A 23,858-nucleotide genomic window follows, 5' to 3' on the forward strand; every position below is an offset into this window, starting at 1 on the left:
TACCTTCATATAAATAAATGTATTGCACTAATCACTAAATTTTGAAGAGAGTCTTCAATTTTAGTGATTGAGCGCCTATTATCAATGGTTTTTATCGAATAACTAACCAACGCACTTGAGTTACTTAAGGCGGTAAGGCTATTACTGACTGTGGTGAACGAAGAACTTACTCCTGCCCCACTGATATTATTTCCAGTAAATGAAACACTATTTCCAGTAACACTTTCATTAAATCCAGTCATAGAAAAAGAATGAAGCGCAGTTTTTACCCAACTCGAAGGCGCTTCTATGCTTACTTTTTTACCACTCTTAATAAAAATCTCATTAGGGCTAAAAATATTAATTTTTCCCGACACGACAGTCTGATCCCAGTTACCATTAATGTTAACAACAACGTCACCTTCAATTTCCTCGTTTAAATCACCTGAAAGTTCACGTTTTTCATCACCTTCAATTCGAGTGTTTTTATCACCATTAATTGATATTTCGTCTCCGCCGCTTGTTATTTTTAAAGTACGTCCATTTTTTATAGTTGTAAATTCACCATTATTAAATGTATTAATCTCAGCATCATCAACCGTTGTCGTCCGCTTTTGCTTGTAATGGAACGTGGCATCACCGGCTACTTTATCACTCTGTTCTTTGCCGATAGTGGTCGTGCAACAACCTTCAATGGCGATGGTATTGTCATTCTCCACTGAGATGCTCATGTCCTTCTCAGCATGCATATTGAGCAGTTCACCACCCGACTTATCCTCAAAGAACAGGAAGCTGGAGTTGTCATTATGCCCGTCTTTGCTCCGCGTCATAAAACCCATACGTGTCGCATCTTCGGGGAGATTCCACGGCGGCATGCTCGCTTCGTTGTACACCCGGCCGATGATCAGCGGGCGATCAGGGTCACCATTGATGAAGTCCACCACCACTTCATCGCCCACCCGCGGGATCTGCACGCCACCAAATCCCTGACCCGCCCACGCACTCGAAACGCGTACCCAGCACGAGCTGGTGTCGTCACCCTTCGCCAGCCGGTCCCAGTGGAACTTCACCTTCACCCGACCGTACCGATCCGTCCAGATAGATTCCCCCTGCGGACCCACCACCTTCGCCGTCTGCGGGCCGTGCGTTTTCGGCCACGCCGTCGTCGGTTCCGCCCGGAACGTCACCGACGCGGGCAATACCGTGAACGCGATGTTGTGCCTCGCCCCCCCACCTCCACCGCTGGCGTAACTGTTTTCCTCAAACGCATACGTCGCCGACGTCACCAGATACTCGCCGTTGTCGCTAAAATGTGGCGCGTTAAGGAGACCGAAGGTAAACCCTGGCGCAATGCCCGTCGCCGTGCCCGATCCGCTCACGCTGTGGTGCTCCACCTGCCACACCTCCTGACGGATACGCGTGTAAAACTCGCCGTGGCTGTGGTCCACAAAATGACCCGGCCAGTCGTACACATCCACCGAGCCCGGCGTCGGCGACGCCGGGTTCTGCCGCGCCTGTAGCATCCACGCGTTCGGCTTGCGGAAATCGTAGTCGTCCGTGCTGTACATCCCCGGCGTGACACTCTCTGCCAGCGACCACTGGCTGATCCCCTCTTCTGTCACGCTGCCACCCGACGGTGTCACGTGGTACGTCATCGTCTCGTAGCCGGGAAAGGCCTTGTGCTGGTCCGTTGCATCGCACAGCACCAGCGTGTGACGCTCCTGCTCGTGGCGGAACCAGTAATAAATCCCCTCCAGCTCCATCAGCCGGCTGATAAAGTCCAGGCTGCTCTCCTGATACTGCACACAGTACTCCCACACCCGGTAGCTGCCCGATAAGCGCATCTCCACGTTTACCCCGTACTCCTTCAGCAACGTCTGCACTATCTGTGGCACCGTCTGACTCTGGAAGATGCGCAGGTTGCGGTCACGCCGCATCGGCCACAGGTCCGACTCCACCGTCAGCGTGTATACCGCGTAGCGCGTACCGCCCAACTCTTCGCTACGCACCGCGACCCGGGTGATTTTACCGTTGAGGTAACGCGGGTTCAGCAGGCTCTGCGTCGGCAATGTAAACGTGACCGGCTGGCCCAACAGCGCATGTCGGTCAATCCGTGCGTCGGTGGCAAGCAGTTCGGCGGTCAGCACAAATGAGTGAGATAACGTCTCGGTACCCGAGAGTTTCCAGAACAGCAGGCCGTCCATCGGCAACTGCGCGGTGATGCGTGAGAACATAAGTAGATTCCTGACGATTAACTGTGGGGATCGAGCAACCAGACGCCTTCCTGACTAATCTGCAAGGTTTGCTCACGCGTGCCGCCTTGACCGCTGATGGCGAAAATGTAGTTGCCCGGGGCCAGTTGCAGCGTGGCGAAGCCATTCGTGGCAGGAACCAGCGCCTGCGGTTTGCCGTTAACCTCAACGCGTTCTCCTTGCTGTAGCTTGATGTACACCTGCGCAACCCATACTGGTTCGGGTGCGCGCGGCGTAATCTGAGCTTGCACGGGCGCAGCAGGTTGTTCTGCCGGCGCTTGGGGTTCAGGGGGGCCACTGGCGCGCTGTTTTGCACGGTTTCCGGCGGAGCCATCCGCTCAGTGCCGCCCGACATCAGCATACCGACGCACAGGCCAACCAATACGCCCGCCGCAACCAGCCCAGGAAGCGCAAAGCGATGGCGCAGCAACGATGTCACTCGCGATACCGGCTCGGCGTCGACTACGTTGTCTACCAGTACCAACATGGTGCCCGGCTCGCTGATTTCGGTGTCAAACAGCTCGGGTTCGCGCTCCGGTAACGCGATAAGTTTGGCAAAAGCATCGATGCTTTGCGTTCGATCCTCCGGCTTCAGCGCCAACGCGCAATCCACCGCTGTCAACAGCGCAACGGAGTAGCCTGGCACACGGCGCGACGCCAGCGGCAGATAGTTATCTTCGATGCTGCGTACCACGCTAACCGGCGGCGGTGCACCGGTGATCAACGCATGCAACACCGCTCCCAGCGCATAGATATCGGTCCACGCGCCCTGTTCACTTTCGTCATTGTCGCTGTACTGCTCAATCGGCGCATAGCCAGGACGTAACATGGTTTCACTTTCATCCGACAGGTTGCCGATGGTTTTACGCGCCGAGCCGAAGTCCAGTAATACCGGAGCGCCATTGCTCTGAATCTGGATGTTATCCAGCGAAATATCACGATGCAGATAACCCGCGTCGTGAATAGTTCTGATGGCCCCCAGCAACGGCGGCAGCAGACGGCGGATCCAGGCTTCATCCACCCACTGTGGATTACGCTCACGCAGCGTGGAGAGCGTGATGCCGCTGTAAAGCACCGTGCCCATATAGGCAGTGTCGTTCTGCACCCAGAAACGCAACACATGCAGGAGGTTGGGATGGTTGAAGCGGGCCAGCAGACGTGCTTCCTGGATAAAGCTGTTCAATCCGGCATGGAAGGTTTTACTAAAGCGCTCACTGCGTAGTACCAGATTGAGATCATCACTGCGCACCGCCAGCGAGGCAGGCATGAACTCTTTGATCGCAATATCACGCTCCAACTGATGATCCCAGGCACGATAGACAATGCCAAAGCCACCACCACCGATCACTTCTTTAATTTCAAACTCATTGAAACGGTAACCCAGTGGCAAAGCATTGGGGACGTTCCGGGGATTATCGTGTTCCGACATTTTCGAGAACTCTCTGATTACTAACGGCTTTAGATATCGAATTGACAAACAAATTCGCCCTGTTCACAGCGCACGTGTATACGACGATAGTGTTCATCGCGGGCATGGGCGCTGAGCAACATCTGGCTCATTTGCGGCAACAGGGTATTGGTGAGGATGGCATCGACCATACGGCCACCGGATTCAACTTCGGTGCAGCGCTGTACGATCAGGTGCGTCACAGAGGCATCGATCTCAGCCTCAATGCCGTGGTTGTCCACCAAACGGCGGACAATGCGTGCCAGTTGTAATTGCACAATCTCCGCCAGCATCGCATCGCTCAGCGGGTAATACGGCACGACCAATAAACGCCCCAGCAGCGCGGCTGGGAACACCTCCAACAACGGTTTACGCAGCGCGGCACTGAGCGAATCAGGGTCAGGCATCAGTTCCGGATCGGCGCACAACGCACTAATCACCTGCGTACCGACATTGGAGGTTAGAATGATGATAGTGTTACGGAAATCGATATGGCGGCCTTCGCCATCCTCCATCCAGCCTTTGTCGAACACCTGAAAGAAAAGTTCATGTACGTCTGGATGCGCTTTCTCAATCTCATCCAGCAAGACCACGCTGTATGGGCGACGACGCACGGCTTCGGTCAGCACGCCGCCTTCGCCGTACCCCACGTAGCCCGGAGGCGCGCCTTTCAGCGTGGAAACGGTGTGCGGTTCCTGAAATTCACTCATGTTGATGGTGATGACGTTCTGCTCACCGCCGTACAGTGACTCCGCCAGAGCCAACGCAGTTTCCGTTTTGCCGACGCCCGACGGACCGCACAGCATAAACACGCCGACCGGTTTGTTAGGGTTGTCGAGGCGCGCGCGCGCGGTGCGCACACGTTTGGCGATCAGATCCAGGCCGTGACGCTGACCAATCACGCGTTGATTCAGGGTGTCAGACAGGTTGAGTACGGCATCAATCTCGTTCTTTACCATGCGACCCAGCGGAATGCCGGTCCAGTCAGACACAACCGCCGCAACCACGCCAGCATCAACCGCCGCGAACAGCAGCGGCGTTTCGCCCTGTACCTCGCGCAAGCGCTGCCGAGCGATATCCAATTCGTCGCGCAATGCCGTCTCACCTTCCACCACGCAACGCCCACACAACGCAATCAGTTGATTAACCAGCTCGCGTTCCTTCTGCCAACGCTGCTGCAACGCATCACGTTCGGCTTCCAGTTTCGTGCGCTGGGCAGCAATCGCCTGCTGGCGCCCAGCGTCACCAAGGCCAACTTTGGTTTCACGCTCGGTAATTTCTGCTTCAATTTCCAGTGCATCCAGACGATGTAAACAATTTTCCAGTGCCGCAGGCGGCGCGCTCTGGCTTACCGCCACCCGTGCGCAAGCAGTATCAAGCAGAGCAACGGCTTTGTCTGGCAACTGACGTGCGGGAATATAGCGATGCGACAGTTTCACCGCCGCACTGACCGCTTCATCCAGCAGCAGCACCTGATGATGCTTTTCCAGTGCGCTAACAGTACCGCGTAACATCAGAATCGCTTTGTCTTCATCCGGTTCCTGTATCTGCACGGTCTGGAAGCGACGTGTCAGAGCAGGATCTTTCTCGATATATTTTTTGTATTCTGCCCATGTGGTCGCGCCGATGGTGCGCAATTGACCGCGCGCCAACGCCGGTTTAAGCAGGTTAGCGGCATCGCCTGTGCCCTGCTGCCCACCCGCGCCGACCAGCGTGTGGATCTCATCAACAAACAGCACAATGGGTATTGGGCTGGATTGCACTTCATTGATCAGTGCCTGTAAACGCGCTTCGAATTCACCTTTCATCCCAGCACCGGCCTGGAGTATGCCGATATCCAGCAGCCACAACTGCACATCGCGCAACGGTGCTGGCACATCGCCTGTAGAAATCCGTAGCGCCAGTCCTTCTACTACCGCCGTTTTACCGACGCCAGCCTCACCGGTCAGCAGCGGATTGTTCTGCCGGCGACGCATCAGAATATCCACCATCTGGCGAATTTCTTCGTCGCGCCCGGTGACCGGATCGATATGCCCTTCACGCGCCCGCGCGGTGAGATCCTGTGCGTACTGTGCCAGCGTGCTATTGCTGGTTACCGGGGCGGCACCGTCTGCGCTCGGCGGTGCGATTAGCGCCTGCTGCGCCTCTTTGCTGCTGCCAAGTACCGTATCGAACTGATCCAGCAGCGCATCGGCGTTAATGTGGGCGAACTGGTTGGAAATTCCTTTCAGCACGTTGGCGAGATTGAAGGTTTTCAGCATGCCGATCAACAGATGGCCACCACGGATCCGTGTGGCACCATACTTAAGCGAGGCGTAAACCCAGGCGCGCTCCACAGCACTATCAATGTGTTCAGCGAGGTCGGAGACCGCACTCGCTCCGCGTGGCAGGCGGTCAAGGGCGGCAACGATATCTCGCGTCAGTGCGTTTTCATCCAGCGAAAAATGGCTGATGACCCGCTGAAAATCGCCCTCTTGTTGTTGCATCAACTGATGCAGCCAATGCACCAGTTCAACATAGGGATTGCCGCGCAGTTTACAAAAGGCGGTGGCGCTTTCCAGCGAGGTAAATAACAGCGTATCTAGTTTGCCGAATAACACGGCACGGCTGATTTCTGACATAACGAGTCTCTTAAATGAAAGAAGCTGGCGGTGTAACAGGGAAAAGTGATCGGACTAGCGTGCCGCCGCCTCAACCTCAAACATGAAATCTTCGCGATCCTGCAACTGCGGCATTTGCCCTAGCCAACTGGTGTAACCGAGCCGGGCATTACCGCCCAGCGTCACGCTCTGCACGTCATCAGCCGCCAGAATCAGGCTGAGATCCCACTGCATTTCAATGCCGAGGTAGTGACGCACCCAGTCACGCACTTCGCGTGCGCCCGGCGCATCCGGCAGGAAGTGTGCATACTGTTCAATACTGAGCGGGCCAAAGTGCAGGCGAAAGCGGTGCTGCACATCACGCACCGAAATACCGAGAAATGACGATGCGCCAAGGCGCGGCATCTGACGACCTGCACCTAATCGCGCCCGATCGCGCTTATCCAGCGCCAGCCATTGCGGTACGTTCTGTTCCATCTGTACCGGAACGCCAAAGTAGTGGCGCAAAATACGCACCAGCCCTTCAGCATCGTGACCGTGACGGCTGAGGTGACCGACCAACATCAGACGCGCATGCAAACTCAGTGAAGTGGCCTGCTGTTGAGCGGGTAATCCAATACCGGACAAACACGCCAGATAATTGATAAACCGGCGGTCATCGCTGCGATCCAGAGACACCGTGGGCTGGGCATCGGCCCAGGCGCGATAAAACAGCAACGTGGCGCGGTGATGAAATAGGTCAGCAAAAGCAGCGAAACTGTGGTCCTGATGATGCACGATACGTTCGCGTACATATTCGGTCAGGTGCGTAGGGAGTGGCCCATTAGGGCCAAACAAACCGAAGCTATAAATGGAAATATCATGGCGTTCACCCTCCTCACGTTGGCTCACCTCCGCTACCGCGGCGGGTGCAAAAGCCAACGACGGCGTTTGACCAATCCGCACCGCTTCAAATTTCGGCAATGGCGCACGGCCCAACGCATAACCCTGCCCACACTGCGCATCCAGCTTGCGCAGCAACTGGAAGAGATCGTAGCGCCACGGTGCCGCCATCACCCCCTGCCAGAAATTATCCGGTAGACGTGTAGCCCGCTGTAGCGCAATCACTTGCGCCACTTCACTCATATCAACGCCTTCTTGCCCATACGCGGCGGCCAGTAACCGACTTCGCCACGCTGCTGACTGTTCAGGGTGAATTCAGTGAAACTGTTTAGCGCGACCAGTCGAGAGAACACGCGCTCCAAGACGCTGCCAAATAGCCACGGGCTTGCACCGGAGAACACCTGTTCATCAACCTCCAGCGTGATGCTGACACCGCGCGCAAATACTACAGGCCCCGGTTCAGGTACACGGCGGTTGACGGTGCTGAGCTGGCAATGGCGGATACCTTCGATTTGGCGTGATACCGGCGCATCGGCTAAGTTGGCGTACAGGCTAAGTAGCTGGCGCAATGCCGCAGCGCCTTCACCGTCGGCGCTGTCCATCAGACTGAGGTAGTTCATTTGCAAATGGCTAATCAGCCGCCAGGATGAGAGGCCTTCTGCTAACGCCGGACGCGGCGGTGTGGGGCCTTTACACAGCGTCAACTGCCCCACCGGGATCGAATCTGGCATCACGAAGTTGCCCTGATCCTGCTGTAATAGCATGAGTGGTAAATCACGACTGGTACACATCACGTCCGCCGATAGATACCGCAGGTCATCGCGCCACGGCGTGTGGTGCTCATCGACCAGCGACAGGAAAACTTCCGAACCGATGTAGCCAGTGCGTGTGCCATAGCGCTGCGCTTGTTCGGACAGCGTGCGCTGCTCACGCCGCAGCGAGAAATAGGCGCCGTAATCGCTGCCATCGCCACTGAAGGTGCTCCAGAAAGAGCGGAAAATCTGCTCCTCTCGTTTCCCTTCCACCGTGGCAAACAGTCGCTGAACCGAATGCACTTCATAATCCAGTGGACGGATATTATCGACCACCACGTGGTACTCGTGTTGGCTGTCGCTGACCTTTAAACGTTCAGCAGTTTTCGGGAACAGATTAATGACAGGGGTGCAATGTAACGCCAGATGACTGGCATCCACCACACTCTCTAGCGCGCTGTCGGCTTTATCCAGCAGGATAATAATTTCAAAAGCTTGGGCGTTGCCACAGCAGCGAATGAACGGTGCCAACTGCCGTAAACTGATGAACTGGAAACGGACAGGAAAAGCAAAATACTCCTGCAGCAGGCGATACCCATCGAAATTACGCAGGTCGTCTGGCAGCAGCGCCTGCTCTGGTGCAAACCCTTCCTGCTGTAGCGCAGCATCACTTAATACCCGGCGCAGCGGCTTTTTTTCCACGGATTGCAGCAGGATGCCGACACGATGCTGCATCAACAACTCCAACAGCTTCAGCGCCTGAATGTCCGGGCCACTCAGGTACAGCATGACATCATCCAACTTGAGCTGGTCTAATGATGACACGCCTTCACATTCAATACGGATCCGCAATGCACTGGCGGCATCGATGCCGCTCAGTTTTAGCTCACCCAGGGGGATATCAGCCGGCACACCGCCGAGCGAGACATCGCTGATGCGTAACGGTTGCAACATCACGTCATGTGCCGTGGTATAGCTGCAGGTGACACCGCTTTTTTTTAGATTTTGGCTTTCCATCATGGTGCCGCGTGGCACGAGGAAACCATTGCTGATGTCACCTTTTTGCGTGTCTGGCGTCAATTGGGCAATGGCCATTGACGGCGTCGGCGATAAGTAGCCAGGTGCGATCATTTCCAGCATGCGCTGCGAAAAACGCGGAAACTCAGCATCCATTTTCAATTGAACGCGCGAGGTAAGGAAGGCGAAACCTTCCATCATTCGCTCAACGTAAGGGTCAGCGACATCGATCCCTCGCATACCCAGACGCCCGGCCACTTTGGGATAGCGCGCGGCAAACTCCGCGCCCATCTCGCGCAGATAAGCGAGCTCACGGTTGTAGTAATCGAGCAGTTTGCTGTCCATGATTATCCGGCATCCTGTAGTTCGAAGTGGCCGCTCTCCAGCTCAACCTGGGTGCGGAACAGAAACTCCAGTGGATAAGGCACGCACCACAGGCGGCCCTTAATCTCAATCGATAACACGTTGTGCAGGCTGAGTGATGTCATGTCGCTGACGCAGCGTACCTGCAAGCCTTGCGGCAGAATGCGTGGCTCAAAATGCAGGATGGCGTCAGTCATTTTGCGCTGTATATCCTGCCATTCGATGTCCGAGATGTTCTGCCCAGACAGCGGTGCCACACCGAAATTCCACACCGAGCACTGTACTTCGCCGAATTCGCTGAGATCCTGCTGTGCTTCGTTGTTGATGGTGTTGAACAACCACTGCAGATCTCGCAGTACGTGACGACGCAGCGCACTGTGCGAGATCAACGTGTTGCTGCTGGCTTCGTTACGTTTGTCCGGTGCATTATCGGTCAGACGATCGAGCAGCGACGATTGCAGCTTGTCACGCGTGGTTAACACATCGCGATTTCTACGTGCGCGGAAGCCGCCATACAACTGTGCATGGCCATCGTTGTGCGAGCGCTTATCACTGCTCATCGGCGGCTCGCGTTAAAGGTGATTTGTCGCAGCGCCAGCAGCGGGAATTCAGCACTGTCGCTCAGCCATACTTTCTGGCCGTTGCCGATGAACTGACCATCCTCTTCGCCCAGCGTCTGCCATTCGGTAACGCTGGCGCGCAGATAGCGCTCGTCCGCGCCCTGCTGTAAAGGATAACGCACCGGGATCTGACAAATCTGTTCGCTGCCATCCACCAGTTGTATGCGTGTGTGACGCCAAATAAGGTCTGTGACGCTAGCCGGAGCCTGGAATACCATCTCACGAATAGCAGCAAACGGGATCCAGTAATAACGACCGTTACTGATAGCTTCGCATACCGGACCGAAACGACTGTCACCGTCCATCAGCCAAGCGAAGTCCGTTATCTCATCCTGCTGTTGCAGTTGGCCGGGATTGGCGTCAGCCTGATCCAGCGCCTCGGTACGCCACTTAGCGCCGCGCACGCCATCGCCCGTGATATCGGCACGCAGTGCAGCCAGCAGGGTTTCACACCAGCGCCAGGCGCTGCCTGACAACTGCGGTTCCGCCTCGCCGCGCAGCACCGCTTCACGCTGTTGTTCACCGGCAATTGCCTGCTGCAGTAAGGTTACCGTAGGCTGCGCCAGTGGCGTTAAGGCTAGCCAGGATTGCAGTTGAGTTTGCGCACGCGTCCAATTGCCTGCCAAACACAGCAGTTGCACAAAGGCGGCTCGCAAATCGGCATTGGCCGGGGTGGACTGAATCTGGCGCATGATTTCCGCAAGATTATCGGCCAATGAACGACTCGCCAGACGCTGTTGTAACGACTCCATGCAAACTCCTTTTGCGTTAATTAATGGTGCGGTAAACCGCAGCGGCAGGATCTTTCAGCTCCGGGTGCAGTTGTTCGACCAGTTGTACCTTGAGCGGTGCATTCCCACTCAGCCACGGCGACCACACAATGCTCACTTCCCGCATACGCGCCTGCAGCGCGCTGTCATTTGCAGCATCGCGGGCAGGCATCTGTACGATGATCTGGTTAAGTGCCTGCCAACCGTTGAACTGGTTATTGAATGGCAGCACCAGCCAACTGTCCGGCGATTTATGATTGCTCAGTACCATGCGTTCGCGGTTAACGGTGGTGATGTTGAGCTCAGCGGTTTGCGATTTGCTATTCAGGCCCGTAATTGGGAAGCCCTTCAGGAAGGTGACATCCACGGTTTTCGCCGCACCGTTACCTATCAGTGTCAAGCTGCTGTAGCCGCTCAGCCAGCCATCCTGACCGCAGATCAGTCCCTGTTTTGATGGCACAAGCAGCGCGTTGGCTTGCGCCGGATGTTGCCACCAGGTACGGAAGTGACAACCATCGGGCAGACTGAATTGCAGCCACGGCGTGGTATCGGCCTGCGGTGAATTCAGCACCGGCACCGCAGGCTCAGCCACAGCGGCTGGCGGCGGTTCCACCGAAGGAGGCGGCGTGACCACCGTTTGCCACTGCTGCGCTTTGGCAGCACTGCCAGCGGCGATTTCGCTGCCATCGGTATCGGTCAGTTGCCACTGCAACTGCTGCAACGGTTTACACTGTGACGCCATCAGCCCAGCAACGCGCGGCAGGAAATCGTCCAACACGGCGGCATTTTTCTCGCCTTTACTGACAATGCGCAGAGTCACGTGGCTTTTACACCAGCTCGCCAATTGGTTATCTTTTACATCATCGATCCAGATATCCAGTTTCTGTACCGGCGACTGCACAATGCGGTAATTATCAGCAAAGGTGTGTGTACTGAGCAGCAACGTAGCCAGCCCCAGTAATCTATATTTCATGTTGGCGTTCTCAATCTCGAAGGGGGGAAAACTGCGCCGTTTCGGATAGCGAGTGCAGTAAGGTGATGTCTTGCGGTGATCCAATCCAGACGGCTAGTGCGCTGAAATTATCCTGTTGGGCATTATCTAACGTGCCGTTTTTGATGATTTGCTGCATTAGCATCATCCACTCTTCTGGCGTATTCACCATGTGCAGCGACTGCTGCATTTGTTCCTGCGTCACGCCGTGCCAGAAACCATCGGTGCACAGCAAAAAGGCATCACCGTCTTCGATCTCCACCACATCGCTGTAGCTGGCATCGCGCTGCTCATCGCCCATACCAAGCGCGAAATAGAGCAGGTTGTTGTTAATGCCTTCGGTCTGGTGCCCGGCATCTTTCATCTGCTGCACCAGGCTATGGTCGGTGGTGACGTGATAGAGATAGCCGCGCCGGAACAGATACAGCCTGCTGTCACCAGCGTGCGCCCAGTAGGCCAGTTCAAAGTCGCGGTCGATAAACAGGCTCACCAGCGTGGTGCCCATGCGACGGTGTTCGCTGCAGGCTTTCTGCTGCTGGCGAATCGAGTGGTTAGCGTGATTGACGTAGTTGCAAATCGACTGTGCATTAAGGTGCGCATTGCCATCGAACGCATCCATCAGGCTGCTGCGAGCGATATCTGCCGCAACATCACCACCAGGAAACCCTGCCACGCCGTCGCACACCACGAAGCAGGCAGCACGTTCACCGATGACATCACCAGTTTGATCCTGATTGTTGGCGCGGTCGCCCTGATTCGACATGGAAGCAATTGTGATCTTCATGTGACATCCGCGTGGGTTTGTGAGTCTTTGTACTGATTAACTTCCAGGTCATAGGCATGTAGGAACGCTTCACCAAATAGGGTGTGAAAATCGTCTTCGATCTCGCCTGCCGTCTCGCCGTAGCGCTCCACGAAATGCTCCCACAGCGCCGCTTTACGGCTACCGGGTAAACCCAGACGTGAGACCGCTCCCGTCTGACGCGCTTCTTCTTCTAGCTGATCCGGATTAAAGGATTGCAACATTGAGGCGATGATGGCACGGATCCCGGCAATCATCCCCAACTGGTGTGCTTGTAGATCGATCAGCGCATCACGTACCGCCTGACGCGGCGGCATAAAGCCAGGCATGCGACTGCCGAACATCTGCATCAACACGGTTTTGCCGGAAGGCAGTAGCTTAAATGGGTTGTTAGCGTCATCGAGGATCATCGTCATATCTGCTTTTACGCCACGCTTGAGGATCGAACGCGATGACAGCAGTGCCACCGTGCCCTGCGAAAACATGCTGAGCATTTGACCAAACTGCAGCATCTGCTCACGGTCGAGCTGTGGCGTCGGCTGTAGATCGCGCAGTCCCATGCCTTCCAGCAGTGCATCCAGCAGTTCGCCTTTCAGCCGATCGCCGCTGTTTTGGCTGGCTGTAGATTCGCCGGCCTGATTGCTGGAGGCTACCGGGTCGATACGCAAGCGCCCTTTCGGCGTTGGCGATGGCGTGCGTTGTACCGCCTGCGGCGTCGGCAGCGTGATACCGCCATAATCCATTGGCGGATTGGCTGTGTCGGGCTGCGCTTCGGCGATAGGTTCCGGTTGTTCAGGCTTAGCAACCAGAATCTCGGGCTGTGCCAACGGCACCGCATTGCCCATCATCAGACCGAGCGGATCGTCGTGACTGCGTGCATCTGTAGAACTCTGGCTACCAAACAGGCTAAGCGGTTCGATCTCGGTTGAGCTGGTTTCTACCTGCGGTTGTGCTGCCGCATTTTGCTGCGCGGAGAGTGTGCTCGGTGTACGGTCGTCAAAAATGCTTTCCTGAGCAAAAAGCGCATCACCTTCATCGAACAGACTGGTGTTTTGCGGTTGTTGCCCGATATTCAGCGGCGCATCGCTAAGTAACTGTGCTAAAGGATCTTCCGGGTTGCGTTCAACACCAGCGGGCGCTGTCAACGGATGTACCATCGGTTGCTCAGGCGTGGTGTTCTTACGCTTCGACAAATCATCAGAGATCGAAAATTCTTTGGTGAGGCTATCCCAGATTTCACTGGGGATCGCCGCCGTGTTGCTGGTTTTCTCCGCTGATGGCTCATCGGCGATAATAGTGGGCTTAAACGCAGACGGTGGTGCGACGGGTGCAGCCTGCGGCTGCGGCGCGTTATTTAGATCGTTGACTAACAGTTGGTAATCACCAATACCCAGCACATCGCCATCCTGCAATTCAACCTGACGGCCCCGCTCCAGCGGAATGTCGTTGAGCTGTACGCGCGTCACGTTGCCACGGTTGGTTAGGCGGCATTCGCCCGTTGCGGTGATGTGTACAATCGCCTGCAGGCGAGAGATGGTGCGATCGTCATCGGGTAATACCAGATTGTTATCAACCCCGCGACCAATAGTGCCTCCGGGCGGAAGGAAATCACAACGGATTTGCGGCGGCTGGTGGCCGGGTTTAGTCGTTACTATCGTAAATCGCATAACGGGTTCCTGCGGTTAGCGGTTCGGCATCTATGCCCCACCTCTCTTGGGAAAAGGTACGGGTATAGCGCACGGGATGCGTCTAATAGTACGGTTGGGTTTTAGTTTTATTTGAATGACTGTAATGGTTGGGTTTGATCAGGCGTAATGCGGCTTAATTTCCTCAATAAGTAGCGCGATTGGATATCCTATTTAAGCTGATGGTATTGCGTTGAATAAAATGCGTTTAATTAACTCATGAGGTGGCGTTATTTTAAGTTAGTTAAGGGGAGCAAGATGTTTCAATCTCACATAGCCTTTTTTTGAACCGATAAGATCTTTTTGGGATGCATCGTACTCAGAAACATAAATCCAATCAGAGTTAGCTGTTTTCATTTTAACGAGAGCGTGCTGGCTGTCGATTTTATAAATTACCTTTCCAGTATCATTAGGTTTATCAAATAGACTTACATTATCCACACCATCTTTTAATTGATAAATAATAACATATGGTAATGGATTACAAGAATCTGAGTTGTCGTCTATTTTAAAGTTTGTATCTTTTTGTAAAAAAGATACAAACTCAGCCTGCCAAATGGCCGAGTCGCACTCTTTATAATTGATAAGTTTCTTGAGCGTCACTGTACCATTTTGTTCTGCGTGACCTTCTTTATTGATAAAGAATTCATCCGGTATGGTTTTGAAGTTCTTTTTGACGAACGCTTCATTTGAATGAGTACTTTTAATATCAATGACTTCTTTTTGCTTACCTTCATTGGAAAAAACAAAAAATCGTAACTTTAGCTCTGGGTCATTTATCCCGTTATTCCACTGTGGGAGCCAATAAAATTGCAATACACCATCTTTTTCAGTATCAGCTAAAGAAGGTAAGGGAGAAAGAAGTAAAATTATTAGGCAGATAAAAACATTTCTTTTCATGTCCTATTCCTTTAAATTATTCTCTACATCCTGTGTAGCAGGATGTAATGGTTATTGTGAAATTCTCAACACCTTCATCTTTTATGAATTTTTTTAGCTCTATTAACTTAAGCACGCTTCCTCCTACAATATCTATTCCTTTAGAGCTACCAATGAGCAAGCATCCTTTGCTATGAATAGGCAAATTACCATTATGAATAAGAATATAACGAGAAAGAGGAACTGAGGAGTTATATAGAATGGGAACTGGATTATGTGGAATGACACCAGAAATAGATGAATTATGCCATTTTATTTTATATTCCCCCTCAGGAATTCTTTTATTTTGGTTAGATTGAGTCGTATCTGGTCCTGGCCTTTCCAAAAAGTACCCTTTGATACTGCTGCCAGAAACATTAAAAACACTAATAGTTGATTTATTAGTTTGCCACATCCGTCTGATATAGATCACATGACTTGCCATTACTTCCCCCCTAATTTAGTGACCCCGCAGGGCCACTAATTTTACTAAAACGATTACGCCTCTTTATTCTCTTTGATATTCCATCCCGCACTGCTTTCAGCGCCTTTACTGCCGGATGAAGTTTGTTCCCAGTACTGCTGTTTCACTTTTGATGCCTGGAAAGCATAGGTAATGCCAACAGTATCACCACTGTCTGAGCCAGTGTAGTTAACGGAAGTCACGAGCACATCTTCTAACGTGATGCGAGCATATTCCACTTGTTGACCGCCTGCTTTACAAACCGAAAGTTCAACTTTGGAAAGGTGCTTACCACTTGCGCAATATTTAAGGATTGCGGTAGTTGATTTGTCGATCAACGCATTGACACTCAGATCGACAAAATTAACCTTACCGGCTCCGCCGCCGCCACCTACGGACATATTACCAGGTTGATTAGCGCCCCAGTAAAAGGAATTGATATCCGTCCAACCGGTGTGGTTAGCGTCTTTAGATTCACCAGTCACACCATCAACTTTTAAAAACATATCAATAGCCATAATTATCCTCTCTTGCTTGGTTTATATTATGCTTTGATAAAGCATCGTTATGGAAAACAGGAAAGCATGGGGCTGAATAAAACAGTCCATATTTTACCTCCGCCTCGTTTTCTGAATATCGCTACATGTGTTATTCAGAGGGATTTTTCATTACCCCACGTCGTGGATTAATAAAAAACAGTGAATAGTTTTTATCATCTACATAATAAATAAGACCATTTAAGAATATCGATTCTATTTTTAATAAATCAAAAGACGATATTTACCCATATGTTATGGCGTTCCATAAACCGCCCTTACATTCAACTATCAATTTTCATTCGATTTCAGCGATGGCAGTTTCGATACCAGTCGCAGCGAAACCGTCAGGCCCTCTAGCTGGTAATGCGGGCGCAGGAAGAATTTCGCTGCGTAATAACCTGGATTATCTTCCTGCTCCTCTACCGTTACCTCGGCCGCGGCCAGTGGTTTACGCGATTTGGTTTCCTGCGAGGAGTTGGCAGGATCGCCATCAACGTAGTTCATTACCCAATCGTTCAACCAGCGTTCCATTTCATCACGCTCGCGGAAAGAACCGATCTTGTCGCGCACAATGCATTTCAGGTAATGCGCGAAGCGGCAGCAGGCGAACAGATAGGGCAAACGAGCGGCCAGACGGGCGTTGGCGGTAGCATCAGCATCGTGATACTCGGTCGGTTTCTGTAGCGACTGTGCACCGATAAAGGCGGCGAAGTCAGAGTTTTTACGATGCACCAGCGGCATAAAGCCGTTTTTCGCCAGCTCGGCTTCGCGTCTGTCGCTGATGGCGATTTCGGTCGGACACTTCATATCCACGCCACCGTCATCACTCGGGAAAGTGTGGCACGGCAGATTTTCGACTGCACCACCCGATTCCACGCCGCGAATCGCGGTACACCAGCCGTATTCTTTAAACGAGCGGTTGATGTTGGCTGCCATCGCGTAAGCCGCATTGCTCCATGCATAGTTGCTGTGGTCAGAGCCGTCGGTCTGTTCTTCAAAATCAAAGTGATCAACCGGATTGGTGCGAATGCCGTAAGGCAGACGCGCGAGGAAACGCGGCATCATCATACCGAGGTAGCGGGCATCTTCCGATTCACGCAGGCTACGCCACGCAGCATATTCTGTGTTTTGGAAGATCTTGGTCAGATCGCGTGGGTTAGCCAGTTCCTGCCAGGATTCCATCTGCATCACACTCGGTGCAGTACCGGTGATGAACGGACAGTGTGCGGCCGCACCGATGCGTGCCATTTCACCCAGCAACTCGACATCCTGTGGGCTGTGGTCGAAGTAATAATCGCCCACCAGACAGCCAAATGGTTCACCACCGAACTGACCATACTCCTGCTCGTAGATTTTTTTGAACAGCGGGCTTTGATCCCATCCCGCCCCTTTGAAGCGCTTCAGGCTACGGCCCAACTCCTTCTTGGAGATGCTCATGAAACGGATTTTCAGCATCTCGTCAGTTTCAGTGTTGTTCACAAGATAGCTCAGACCGCGCCACGCGCTTTCCAGCGCCTGAAAATCATCGTGGTGAATGATCTGATTCACCTGCTGCGACAGTTTTTCGTCGATCTCAGCGATCAGCGCCTGAATGGTGCGATATGCATCACTCGATACGGTAATGGCGTTTTCCAATGCCTGCTGCGCCAGCGTTTTCACCGCGCGCTCTACCGCTTCACGCGCCTGATCGCTCTTCGGACGGAACTCTTTGTTCAGCAGCGCGCTGAACTCATCCTGACTAAAACGGGTCTCGCCCTGCGGTTGCTGCGGTTGCTGCGGTTGTGAAGTCTGGGTCATTATTGCTCTTCCTTACCTTCAACGGCATCGTCCTGCTTCGGCAGATGCGTCAGTGCCTGCAGCAGCGTGGGGTCTTGCAAAATTTTACCGACCAGTTCTTCCGCACCATTTTTACCGTCCATATAGGTCAGTAGGTTAGCCAACTGAGTACGCGCGTCCAACAGCTTGCTCAGCGGCTCAACGTTGCGCGCGATGGCATCAGGCGAGAAGTCGTCCATGCTTTCGAAAGTCAGGTCGATGTTCAGTTTACCTTCGCCGTTCAACGTGTTATCCACCTGAAAGGCAGCACGCGGCTTCAGCGCTTTCATGCGTTCATCAAAGTTATCGATGTCGATTTCGAGGAATTTACGCTCATCGAGGGCGGCCTGCGGCTCCAGCGGCTTGCCCACCAGATCCGCCAATACGCCCATGACGAACGGCAACTGAATTTTGCGTTCCGCGCCATAAATTTCCACGTCATATTCGATCTGAACGCGAGGTGCGCGATTGCGGGCAATGAACTTTTGCCCACTGGGTTTCGTTGATGCCATGGGTTTCTCCATTAATAATGCGCGGATAACGTCTCGCAGGAGGCGCGCAGGTCTCGTTGCGTTGAGTGGTTACGCTCGCTTAGTCGCGACGTCCAAAAACATTTTCCATCTGATGCACACCATCTGGCGCAAGATCGCGGATGATGTCCATAAAGTCGAGTTCGATCAGACGCTGCACGCGGTCAATCATCAGCGGAGCCGGATGGCTCGGCTCATGCAGAGTGAAATACTGCTTCACTTTCTCCAGCATCAGTTGCGCATCGGCACGTGAATTGAGCGGCAAACTGCGCCAGTCAGCGGTAACGCGCATAGGGGCAGGTGCAACCGGTGCGGCAATTTCGGCGGGTTGCACAGTGGTCACCTTGGGCCGGAGAGCGTTGAGATCGGTGGCCTGACAACGTTCAGCGATTATCGCAATCTGTTTACACAGTTGCGCCAACTCTGGTACCGCCGATTCACCCAAGCGCTCAGCCAGGGTTTCACTGATAGTTTGTAAATGTCCCGCTATTTGCAGAATTGCTTCTGTGCCGGGCTGTCCGCCGCGCGCCAACTCATCAGTCAGGCGTGGCAAACCGCCGGGATACTCGGCAACGTCCGTTTTGCTACCATCACATAGCGCCACGGCATCGCGCAGCGTGATACCGTCCGAGGCATAACGCAACAGCCAGGATTGGCGCACCGCACTGCTCAGCGCCGATTTATCCCCCAGCAGCGCCACGGCGTTGATGCGATAAAACGGATCTTCTTCGCTGAACTCTTTCAGACGCGGCCACAGTGGATCCCAGTACAGCAGCAGTGCCTGCTCAATCAGTTTCAACCCTTGAGCATAACCCGGCAGGCCTTTCAATTCGGTCCATGCATGCGTCAGCGCTAATATCACGCGCAGGTCTTTACTGCGTCTCAGCAGGTCAATCGCCAGCTTTTCAACTTTATTCCAGTCCGCCGGTTCCGCCGGGATAATGGTGTTACCGAACTGCTGCTCGGCTTTGCCCGTGCTGGCCTGTTCCATCGCCTGGAAATCCGCGTGGTACTCTAGGTTGTCGCCACAGGGATTGTCACTGCTAACCGGTGCCAGCAAGGCATCTACATTTATCGTCATGCGCATTGGCCTCAGGATTCAAACATCGGTGGATAAAGTCCGTTTCGTCCGGGTTTTGCTCCACCGGCCGGGTCGAACAACAACGAAAACAACTGTGCAGTGAAATTGCCGCTGTGCATCTGGGTATAAAGTGGGAAACCATCGCTCTGATTGGTCCACCAAAAACTGGTGTAGAACTGTGGGTCAAAACTGTCACCCGGCCGTTTCCAGTTCAACGTTGACGAGTAATCACCCGTATCAATCACGTCGAGGATGCCCGACGGCTCAGCATCCCCCTGCGGTTGCGGAATGCTGAGTAGTGCCTGATCCAGTTGTTCTGGCGTGCCGCCGCTCCGCACCACGCGCAGCAGCATGTTACCAACCTGCTGATACCACTCACCGGAGCGTGCCAGCAGCGCTGGCGACCACTCTGCTGGCGTGAAATGGCGCAGTGCACACAGCGGGTAGTTGCGCCCGACGCTGTCGTGCGCGGCGATCAGGCAGCCCATCTGAATCAACTGACTACCGAGCATCGGCGGTACGACAAAATTCCACACTGGCGCGTTGAGAAAGGCACGCGACGGTGCGTTATCCCCCTCTTCACTGGTTTTCCAGTGATGCAGTCCGACCTGAAACCAGTTGGACCACTGCCGATAGAGCGCATCGGGAAAACGTCGCTTCACAAAATCACCCGAGCTAGGCAATTTTCCGTACCAGCCGGGGGTAGCGTAATGAGTCATTATCAGCTCCTGTTTCAGGGGCAGCCAAAGCTGGGAAGCTGGAATGGGTTGCGAATACTGCCAGGCGTGAACGACAGCGTGACCTGATGACCATCGACGTTGAAACTGGCTTCGCGGGTTAAACCGCCGGCAGAGGTCAGCCGGGCGCGATCGAAGAAGCGATTGAGCGCCCACGGGCCGCTGGTGACCAGTGTCGAGGTGGTGCCATTGGTCAGACCAAGCTGCATGCGCACCTGGCTAGTGCCACCTGGACCGGGCCAGTTCACCATCTGCACCGCCTGCGGTCCGTGGCTGTAACGCAGAATCTGACCGTCAACATCCAACGTCAGGTTAAGGATCGCGTTGTCCATCTTCACCGTGCGCAGCGTGATGCGGAATGACGACGTGGTGGCACCGTTGGCAAAGAAGGCATCACGAATCGACTGAGCCTGCTGGAACGGACGCAGCAGTGCTTCGCCCCCCGGCAGCGCTTTACCGTCGATACCCGGCGTAAAGCGCCACGCGGCGTTAGTGGTGTCCACTTTACTGGCCAGATTGTCACGGAAGAAGCTGTCCATCAGGCCGCTGCCCGGTGCGAACATCCGCGCCAGATCGTCTGGCGTCACTTCACTGCGAGCGTTGCGTACCAGTGGATAACGACCGGCGATCGCCTGACGACAGAAGCTGCCAACTTCCATGGTGATGCGCTTGCGCACGTTATCCATGTCGCGGCGCTGTGCATCGCTGCTGGCACCAACCGCCATACTGGAGACCATATTCCGCAGCGAACCCGGCAGACGACCAGCGCTGGCCTGCAGGCGGCTGATGGCATCGTTCGATGGTGGCGGCATGCCGCTGTTGGCCGCATCCTGCACCGCGGTGAGATAGCGATAGAGATCGTCAATCTGATGCAGGAAATCGTCCACCGCCAGTACGTTACCGCCCGGCTGCAACGGCTGCGCCAGCTCGATAATCGGGGCGAAATGCACGGCAACGGCCTGCTCCGGTGACTGCTGCGCCGCACCCTGCCCCAGAGCTGCGTTAGCATCCGTCGAATTGAACAGCGCTTCCAGCGTGCGCGTCGCGTTGTTGCCGGATGACGATTGCGTCTGTGCCGTTTTTTCATCCGCCTGCACGCGCGTCAGCGTCAACAATTTGCCCAGATTGATCACCCATTGGCGTAACGGTGAATGGGCGCTGGACAGCAAACGCGCGGTGTTGATGCGCTGCGATAAATCAGCACTGCTGTTGAGTTGGATATCGCCAAGGAACTGTTCCCACTGACGAATGTAATCCTGTACATACCATTGGCGTACCGCGAGGTCGGTTTGTTGGCTGTTTTCCTGCGGCGCGACGCCGCCCAGCACCCAGATATCGTCCTGATACAGTGCCTGCGTCACTGGCGCAATTTGCTTATCAACGCGCCGCCAGTACCCATCCGGCGTAAACAGGCCTGACACACCATCATTAACCGACTTACCACTTTTACGTGAGAACACCAGTTCACTCTGTGGCCCGCCCAGCGCCGAGAGCGTCACTGATTGCAGACTGCCATCGCGTTGCAGCAGGCGCTTCAGGCGCCCATAGACGCGTTGTGACAGCGGCATTTGGTTAATCAGCACCTGCCCGCGCTTTATTAACGCATCATCCTTCGCGTATGGCGAAGACTGGATGTGCGTCTCCAGCAGTTGTTGTAAATGCCACGCCAGTTGGTCAACTTCCTGCTGAGTGACATTCTGCGGCAGTTCGCGCGAGATATTTAGCATCAGCCACGCCTGCAGGAATTTACCGTCGTAGTGCTTCGGCTGATACAGCATCTGATATGCTTTCAGCGCTTCGTAGCTGTAGTCGGCATCGCTGCCGTTGTCGTTGCGCAGCCAGCGCGTAATGTTTTGCGCCACCTGCGGCAGCAGCAACTGTTTTAGCGCTTTGTCATACAACGCCTGAGCGGCATCGTTGACTTCTGTCCCGCGATAGAGCCCCATACGGCGCGTCTGCGGCGGGGTGTCCAGTGAGAAATCCGTGCTTTTAGGCAACTGCAGCAGGGTGTTGAGATACGGCACCAGAGTGAACAAGTCACCGTGACCTTCACGCTGTAACTGCTGGCCGAGTTGCTCAACCTGCGGCGTTTTGCCCGCGATTTCCTGCAGGTAAGATTTATTTTTACTGTAGCTGGTCACCCATAGCACCCCGGCAATCAGTACCAACGCCAGCAATGCCAGATAGCCAGACCACAAACCGGCACGGTTGCGCAGTTCCCACCAACGGTTGCTGCCCGCAAGCCCGGATTCCTGAAAGATGACGTTTTCCAGTACATCTTTCAGGAAGAAGCTTTGTCCTTTATTCGGTGGGATCGGCGCGTTTTTATCTACCTGATCCCAGCTTCTGGATTCACCTTCACGTTGGCTCGGCAGATGCAGAGCACGGCTCAACTCCCCCATCACACGGTCAAACGGCAGACCTTCCTGTGTACCGCTGGCAAAATAGATGCCACGCGGTGCAAACTGAGTTTCAAAATCCGAACGCGCGAACAACGTGTCAAGCGCATCCGCCAGCATCGGGCGCAACGCGGCAAACTCCTGTGGGAACAGATAGACCTCTGCGCGCGACTGTCCATCACTCTCTGCCAGCAACGTATCGGCCAGACCAGCATCAAGACGCTGTTGTAACAGCGAATATTCCTTCTGGAACTGGCTGTTGAGTTCGAAGTCAGCGGTGGAAGCCAGTGCCCACGGGAAGGTGAACCCCCAGATCTGTTCGCGTTGCGTTTTATCCAGCGAACCGAAGTAGCTACGGAAACCTTTGAGCAGGTCGGTTTTGGTCACCAGCACATACACCGGGAAGCGAATGCCGAGGCGGTCGTGCAGCTCCATCAGGCGCTGGCGCAGCGCGATGGCCTGATTACGCGTCGCTTCCGGTGATTGCGTCAGCAGATCCGACACGCTCAGCGTGACGATCACGCCATTAATCGGCTGGCGCCCGCGATACTTACGCAGCAGGTCGAGGAAGTGATGCCATTCACTGGCATCGCGCTCCTGCTGACTCTCTTGGGTGGCATAACGTCCTGCGGTATCCAGCAGCACCGCTTCGTTGGTGAACCACCAGTCGCAGTTACGCGTACCACCAATGCCTCGCAGCGCCGCTTTGCCGAATTTATCCGCTAGCGGAAATTGCAGACCCGAGTTGACCAGCGCCGTGGTTTTACCCGCCCCCGGCGCACCGATGATCATGCACCACGGCAACTGATAGAGATATTGATGGCTGAAGCGCTGCGCCCAGAACGGAGCACCTTTGCTACTGTTGCGCTGGAAGTGTGCTTTTCTCAGGATACCCGTCGCCTCAGAAAAACGGCTCGCCAAGGCCTGTTCTTCGTTGGTCAGGCGCTCCGGTGCATTGGTTTTGCCAGTGTCCAGACTCGACATCAACTTGCGGTTAAGCCAGAAGTTGTACAGGCGCGGGATCGCCTGACTCAGCCCCCACACCAGATAGAGCAGCGCGATACTGATGATGCGGTTATGCTCTGGCGCAAGCGGGCGTGAATCGGCAATGGAAAACACTGGGCCAATCACCCAGATGATAAAGGCGAGCGCAGTAATACCGACAAAGCCCCAAATTAGGCGACTGGTCAGCACAGCAAAAAGTATATTCAGCATG

General features: G+C 54.3%; 17 protein-coding genes and 1 pseudogene. All 18 read right to left on the bottom strand.

The annotated features are described in order from the left end of the window. Positions 1-5: 5 nt before the first annotated feature. On the bottom strand, positions 6-2,213 hold the full coding sequence (locus tag A7983_RS19605) for a type VI secretion system Vgr family protein (RefSeq protein WP_069704155.1): 2,208 nt from the start codon (positions 2,211-2,213) through the stop codon (positions 6-8). A gap of 17 nt (positions 2,214-2,230) precedes the next feature. Continuing rightward, positions 2,231-3,660 (bottom strand): annotated as a pseudogene (locus A7983_RS19610) (serine/threonine protein kinase). Positions 3,661-3,689: 29 nt separating this feature from the next. Then, positions 3,690-6,299, bottom strand: a complete 2,610-nt coding sequence (tssH, locus tag A7983_RS19615; RefSeq protein WP_005974356.1) for a type VI secretion system ATPase TssH — start codon at positions 6,297-6,299, stop codon at positions 3,690-3,692. A gap of 54 nt (positions 6,300-6,353) precedes the next feature. Next, entirely contained in the window at positions 6,354-7,403 is a 1,050-nt protein-coding gene (gene tssG, locus A7983_RS19620) for a type VI secretion system baseplate subunit TssG (protein WP_005974354.1), read from the bottom strand. Continuing rightward, positions 7,400-9,274, bottom strand: a complete 1,875-nt coding sequence (tssF, locus tag A7983_RS19625; protein WP_005974353.1) for a type VI secretion system baseplate subunit TssF — start codon at positions 9,272-9,274, stop codon at positions 7,400-7,402. Before tssF ends, tssG begins: the two co-directional genes overlap by 4 nt. 2 nt (positions 9,275-9,276) lie before the next feature. Next, complete coding sequence (gene tssE / locus A7983_RS19630; RefSeq protein WP_005974351.1) at positions 9,277-9,852, bottom strand: type VI secretion system baseplate subunit TssE; 576 nt, start codon at positions 9,850-9,852, stop codon at positions 9,277-9,279. Beyond that, positions 9,849-10,664 (bottom strand): type VI secretion system accessory protein TagJ, encoded by an 816-nt coding sequence (locus A7983_RS19635; protein WP_005974349.1) that lies wholly within the window; start codon positions 10,662-10,664, stop codon positions 9,849-9,851. The genes tssE and A7983_RS19635 overlap by 4 nt, the downstream gene beginning before the upstream one ends. Positions 10,665-10,680: 16 nt before the next feature. After that, positions 10,681-11,655 (bottom strand): hypothetical protein, encoded by a 975-nt coding sequence (locus A7983_RS19640; protein ID WP_005974347.1) that lies wholly within the window; start codon positions 11,653-11,655, stop codon positions 10,681-10,683. Positions 11,656-11,665: 10 nt separating this feature from the next. Continuing rightward, the gene (locus A7983_RS19645) at positions 11,666-12,457 is read right to left on the bottom strand and encodes a PP2C family protein-serine/threonine phosphatase (protein ID WP_005974345.1); all 792 of its coding nucleotides are present in this window, start codon (positions 12,455-12,457) and stop codon (positions 11,666-11,668) included. Then, entirely contained in the window at positions 12,454-14,142 is a 1,689-nt protein-coding gene (gene tagH / locus A7983_RS19650) for a type VI secretion system-associated FHA domain protein TagH (RefSeq protein WP_005974343.1), read from the bottom strand. Before tagH ends, A7983_RS19645 begins: the two co-directional genes overlap by 4 nt. Positions 14,143-14,400: 258 nt before the next feature. Further along, positions 14,401-15,060: a hypothetical protein gene (locus A7983_RS19655; RefSeq protein ID WP_005974341.1), complete on the bottom strand. Its 660-nt coding sequence runs from the start codon at positions 15,058-15,060 to the stop codon at positions 14,401-14,403. Between the two features lie 16 nt (positions 15,061-15,076). Next, positions 15,077-15,523: a DUF5675 family protein gene (locus A7983_RS23665; protein WP_005974339.1), complete on the bottom strand. Its 447-nt coding sequence runs from the start codon at positions 15,521-15,523 to the stop codon at positions 15,077-15,079. A gap of 53 nt (positions 15,524-15,576) precedes the next feature. Then, complete coding sequence (locus A7983_RS19660; RefSeq protein WP_005974338.1) at positions 15,577-16,059, bottom strand: Hcp family type VI secretion system effector; 483 nt, start codon at positions 16,057-16,059, stop codon at positions 15,577-15,579. 309 nt (positions 16,060-16,368) lie between these two features. After that, the gene (gene tssC / locus A7983_RS19665) at positions 16,369-17,877 is read right to left on the bottom strand and encodes a type VI secretion system contractile sheath large subunit (RefSeq protein WP_005974336.1); all 1,509 of its coding nucleotides are present in this window, start codon (positions 17,875-17,877) and stop codon (positions 16,369-16,371) included. Beyond that, positions 17,877-18,407 carry a type VI secretion system contractile sheath small subunit gene (gene tssB, locus A7983_RS19670; protein WP_005974334.1) on the bottom strand — a complete coding sequence of 177 codons (531 nt, stop codon included), beginning with the start codon at positions 18,405-18,407 and terminating at the stop codon, positions 17,877-17,879. The genes tssC and tssB overlap by 1 nt, the downstream gene beginning before the upstream one ends. Before the next feature lie 79 nt (positions 18,408-18,486). After that, a complete protein-coding gene (gene tssA, locus A7983_RS19675) occupies positions 18,487-19,506 on the bottom strand; it encodes a type VI secretion system protein TssA (RefSeq protein ID WP_005974332.1) in 1,020 nt (339 codons plus the stop codon). 11 nt (positions 19,507-19,517) lie between these two features. Beyond that, on the bottom strand, positions 19,518-20,225 hold the full coding sequence (gene tagF / locus A7983_RS19680; RefSeq protein ID WP_005974328.1) for a type VI secretion system-associated protein TagF: 708 nt from the start codon (positions 20,223-20,225) through the stop codon (positions 19,518-19,520). A 14-nt stretch (positions 20,226-20,239) separates the two neighbouring features. Further along, complete coding sequence (tssM, locus tag A7983_RS19685) at positions 20,240-23,857, bottom strand: type VI secretion system membrane subunit TssM (protein ID WP_005974326.1); 3,618 nt, start codon at positions 23,855-23,857, stop codon at positions 20,240-20,242. Position 23,858: the final 1 nt, after the last annotated feature.

This window comes from Pectobacterium wasabiae CFBP 3304 (assembly GCF_001742185.1).
In the GTDB taxonomy this organism is placed as follows: Bacteria; Pseudomonadota; Gammaproteobacteria; order Enterobacterales; family Enterobacteriaceae; genus Pectobacterium; species Pectobacterium wasabiae.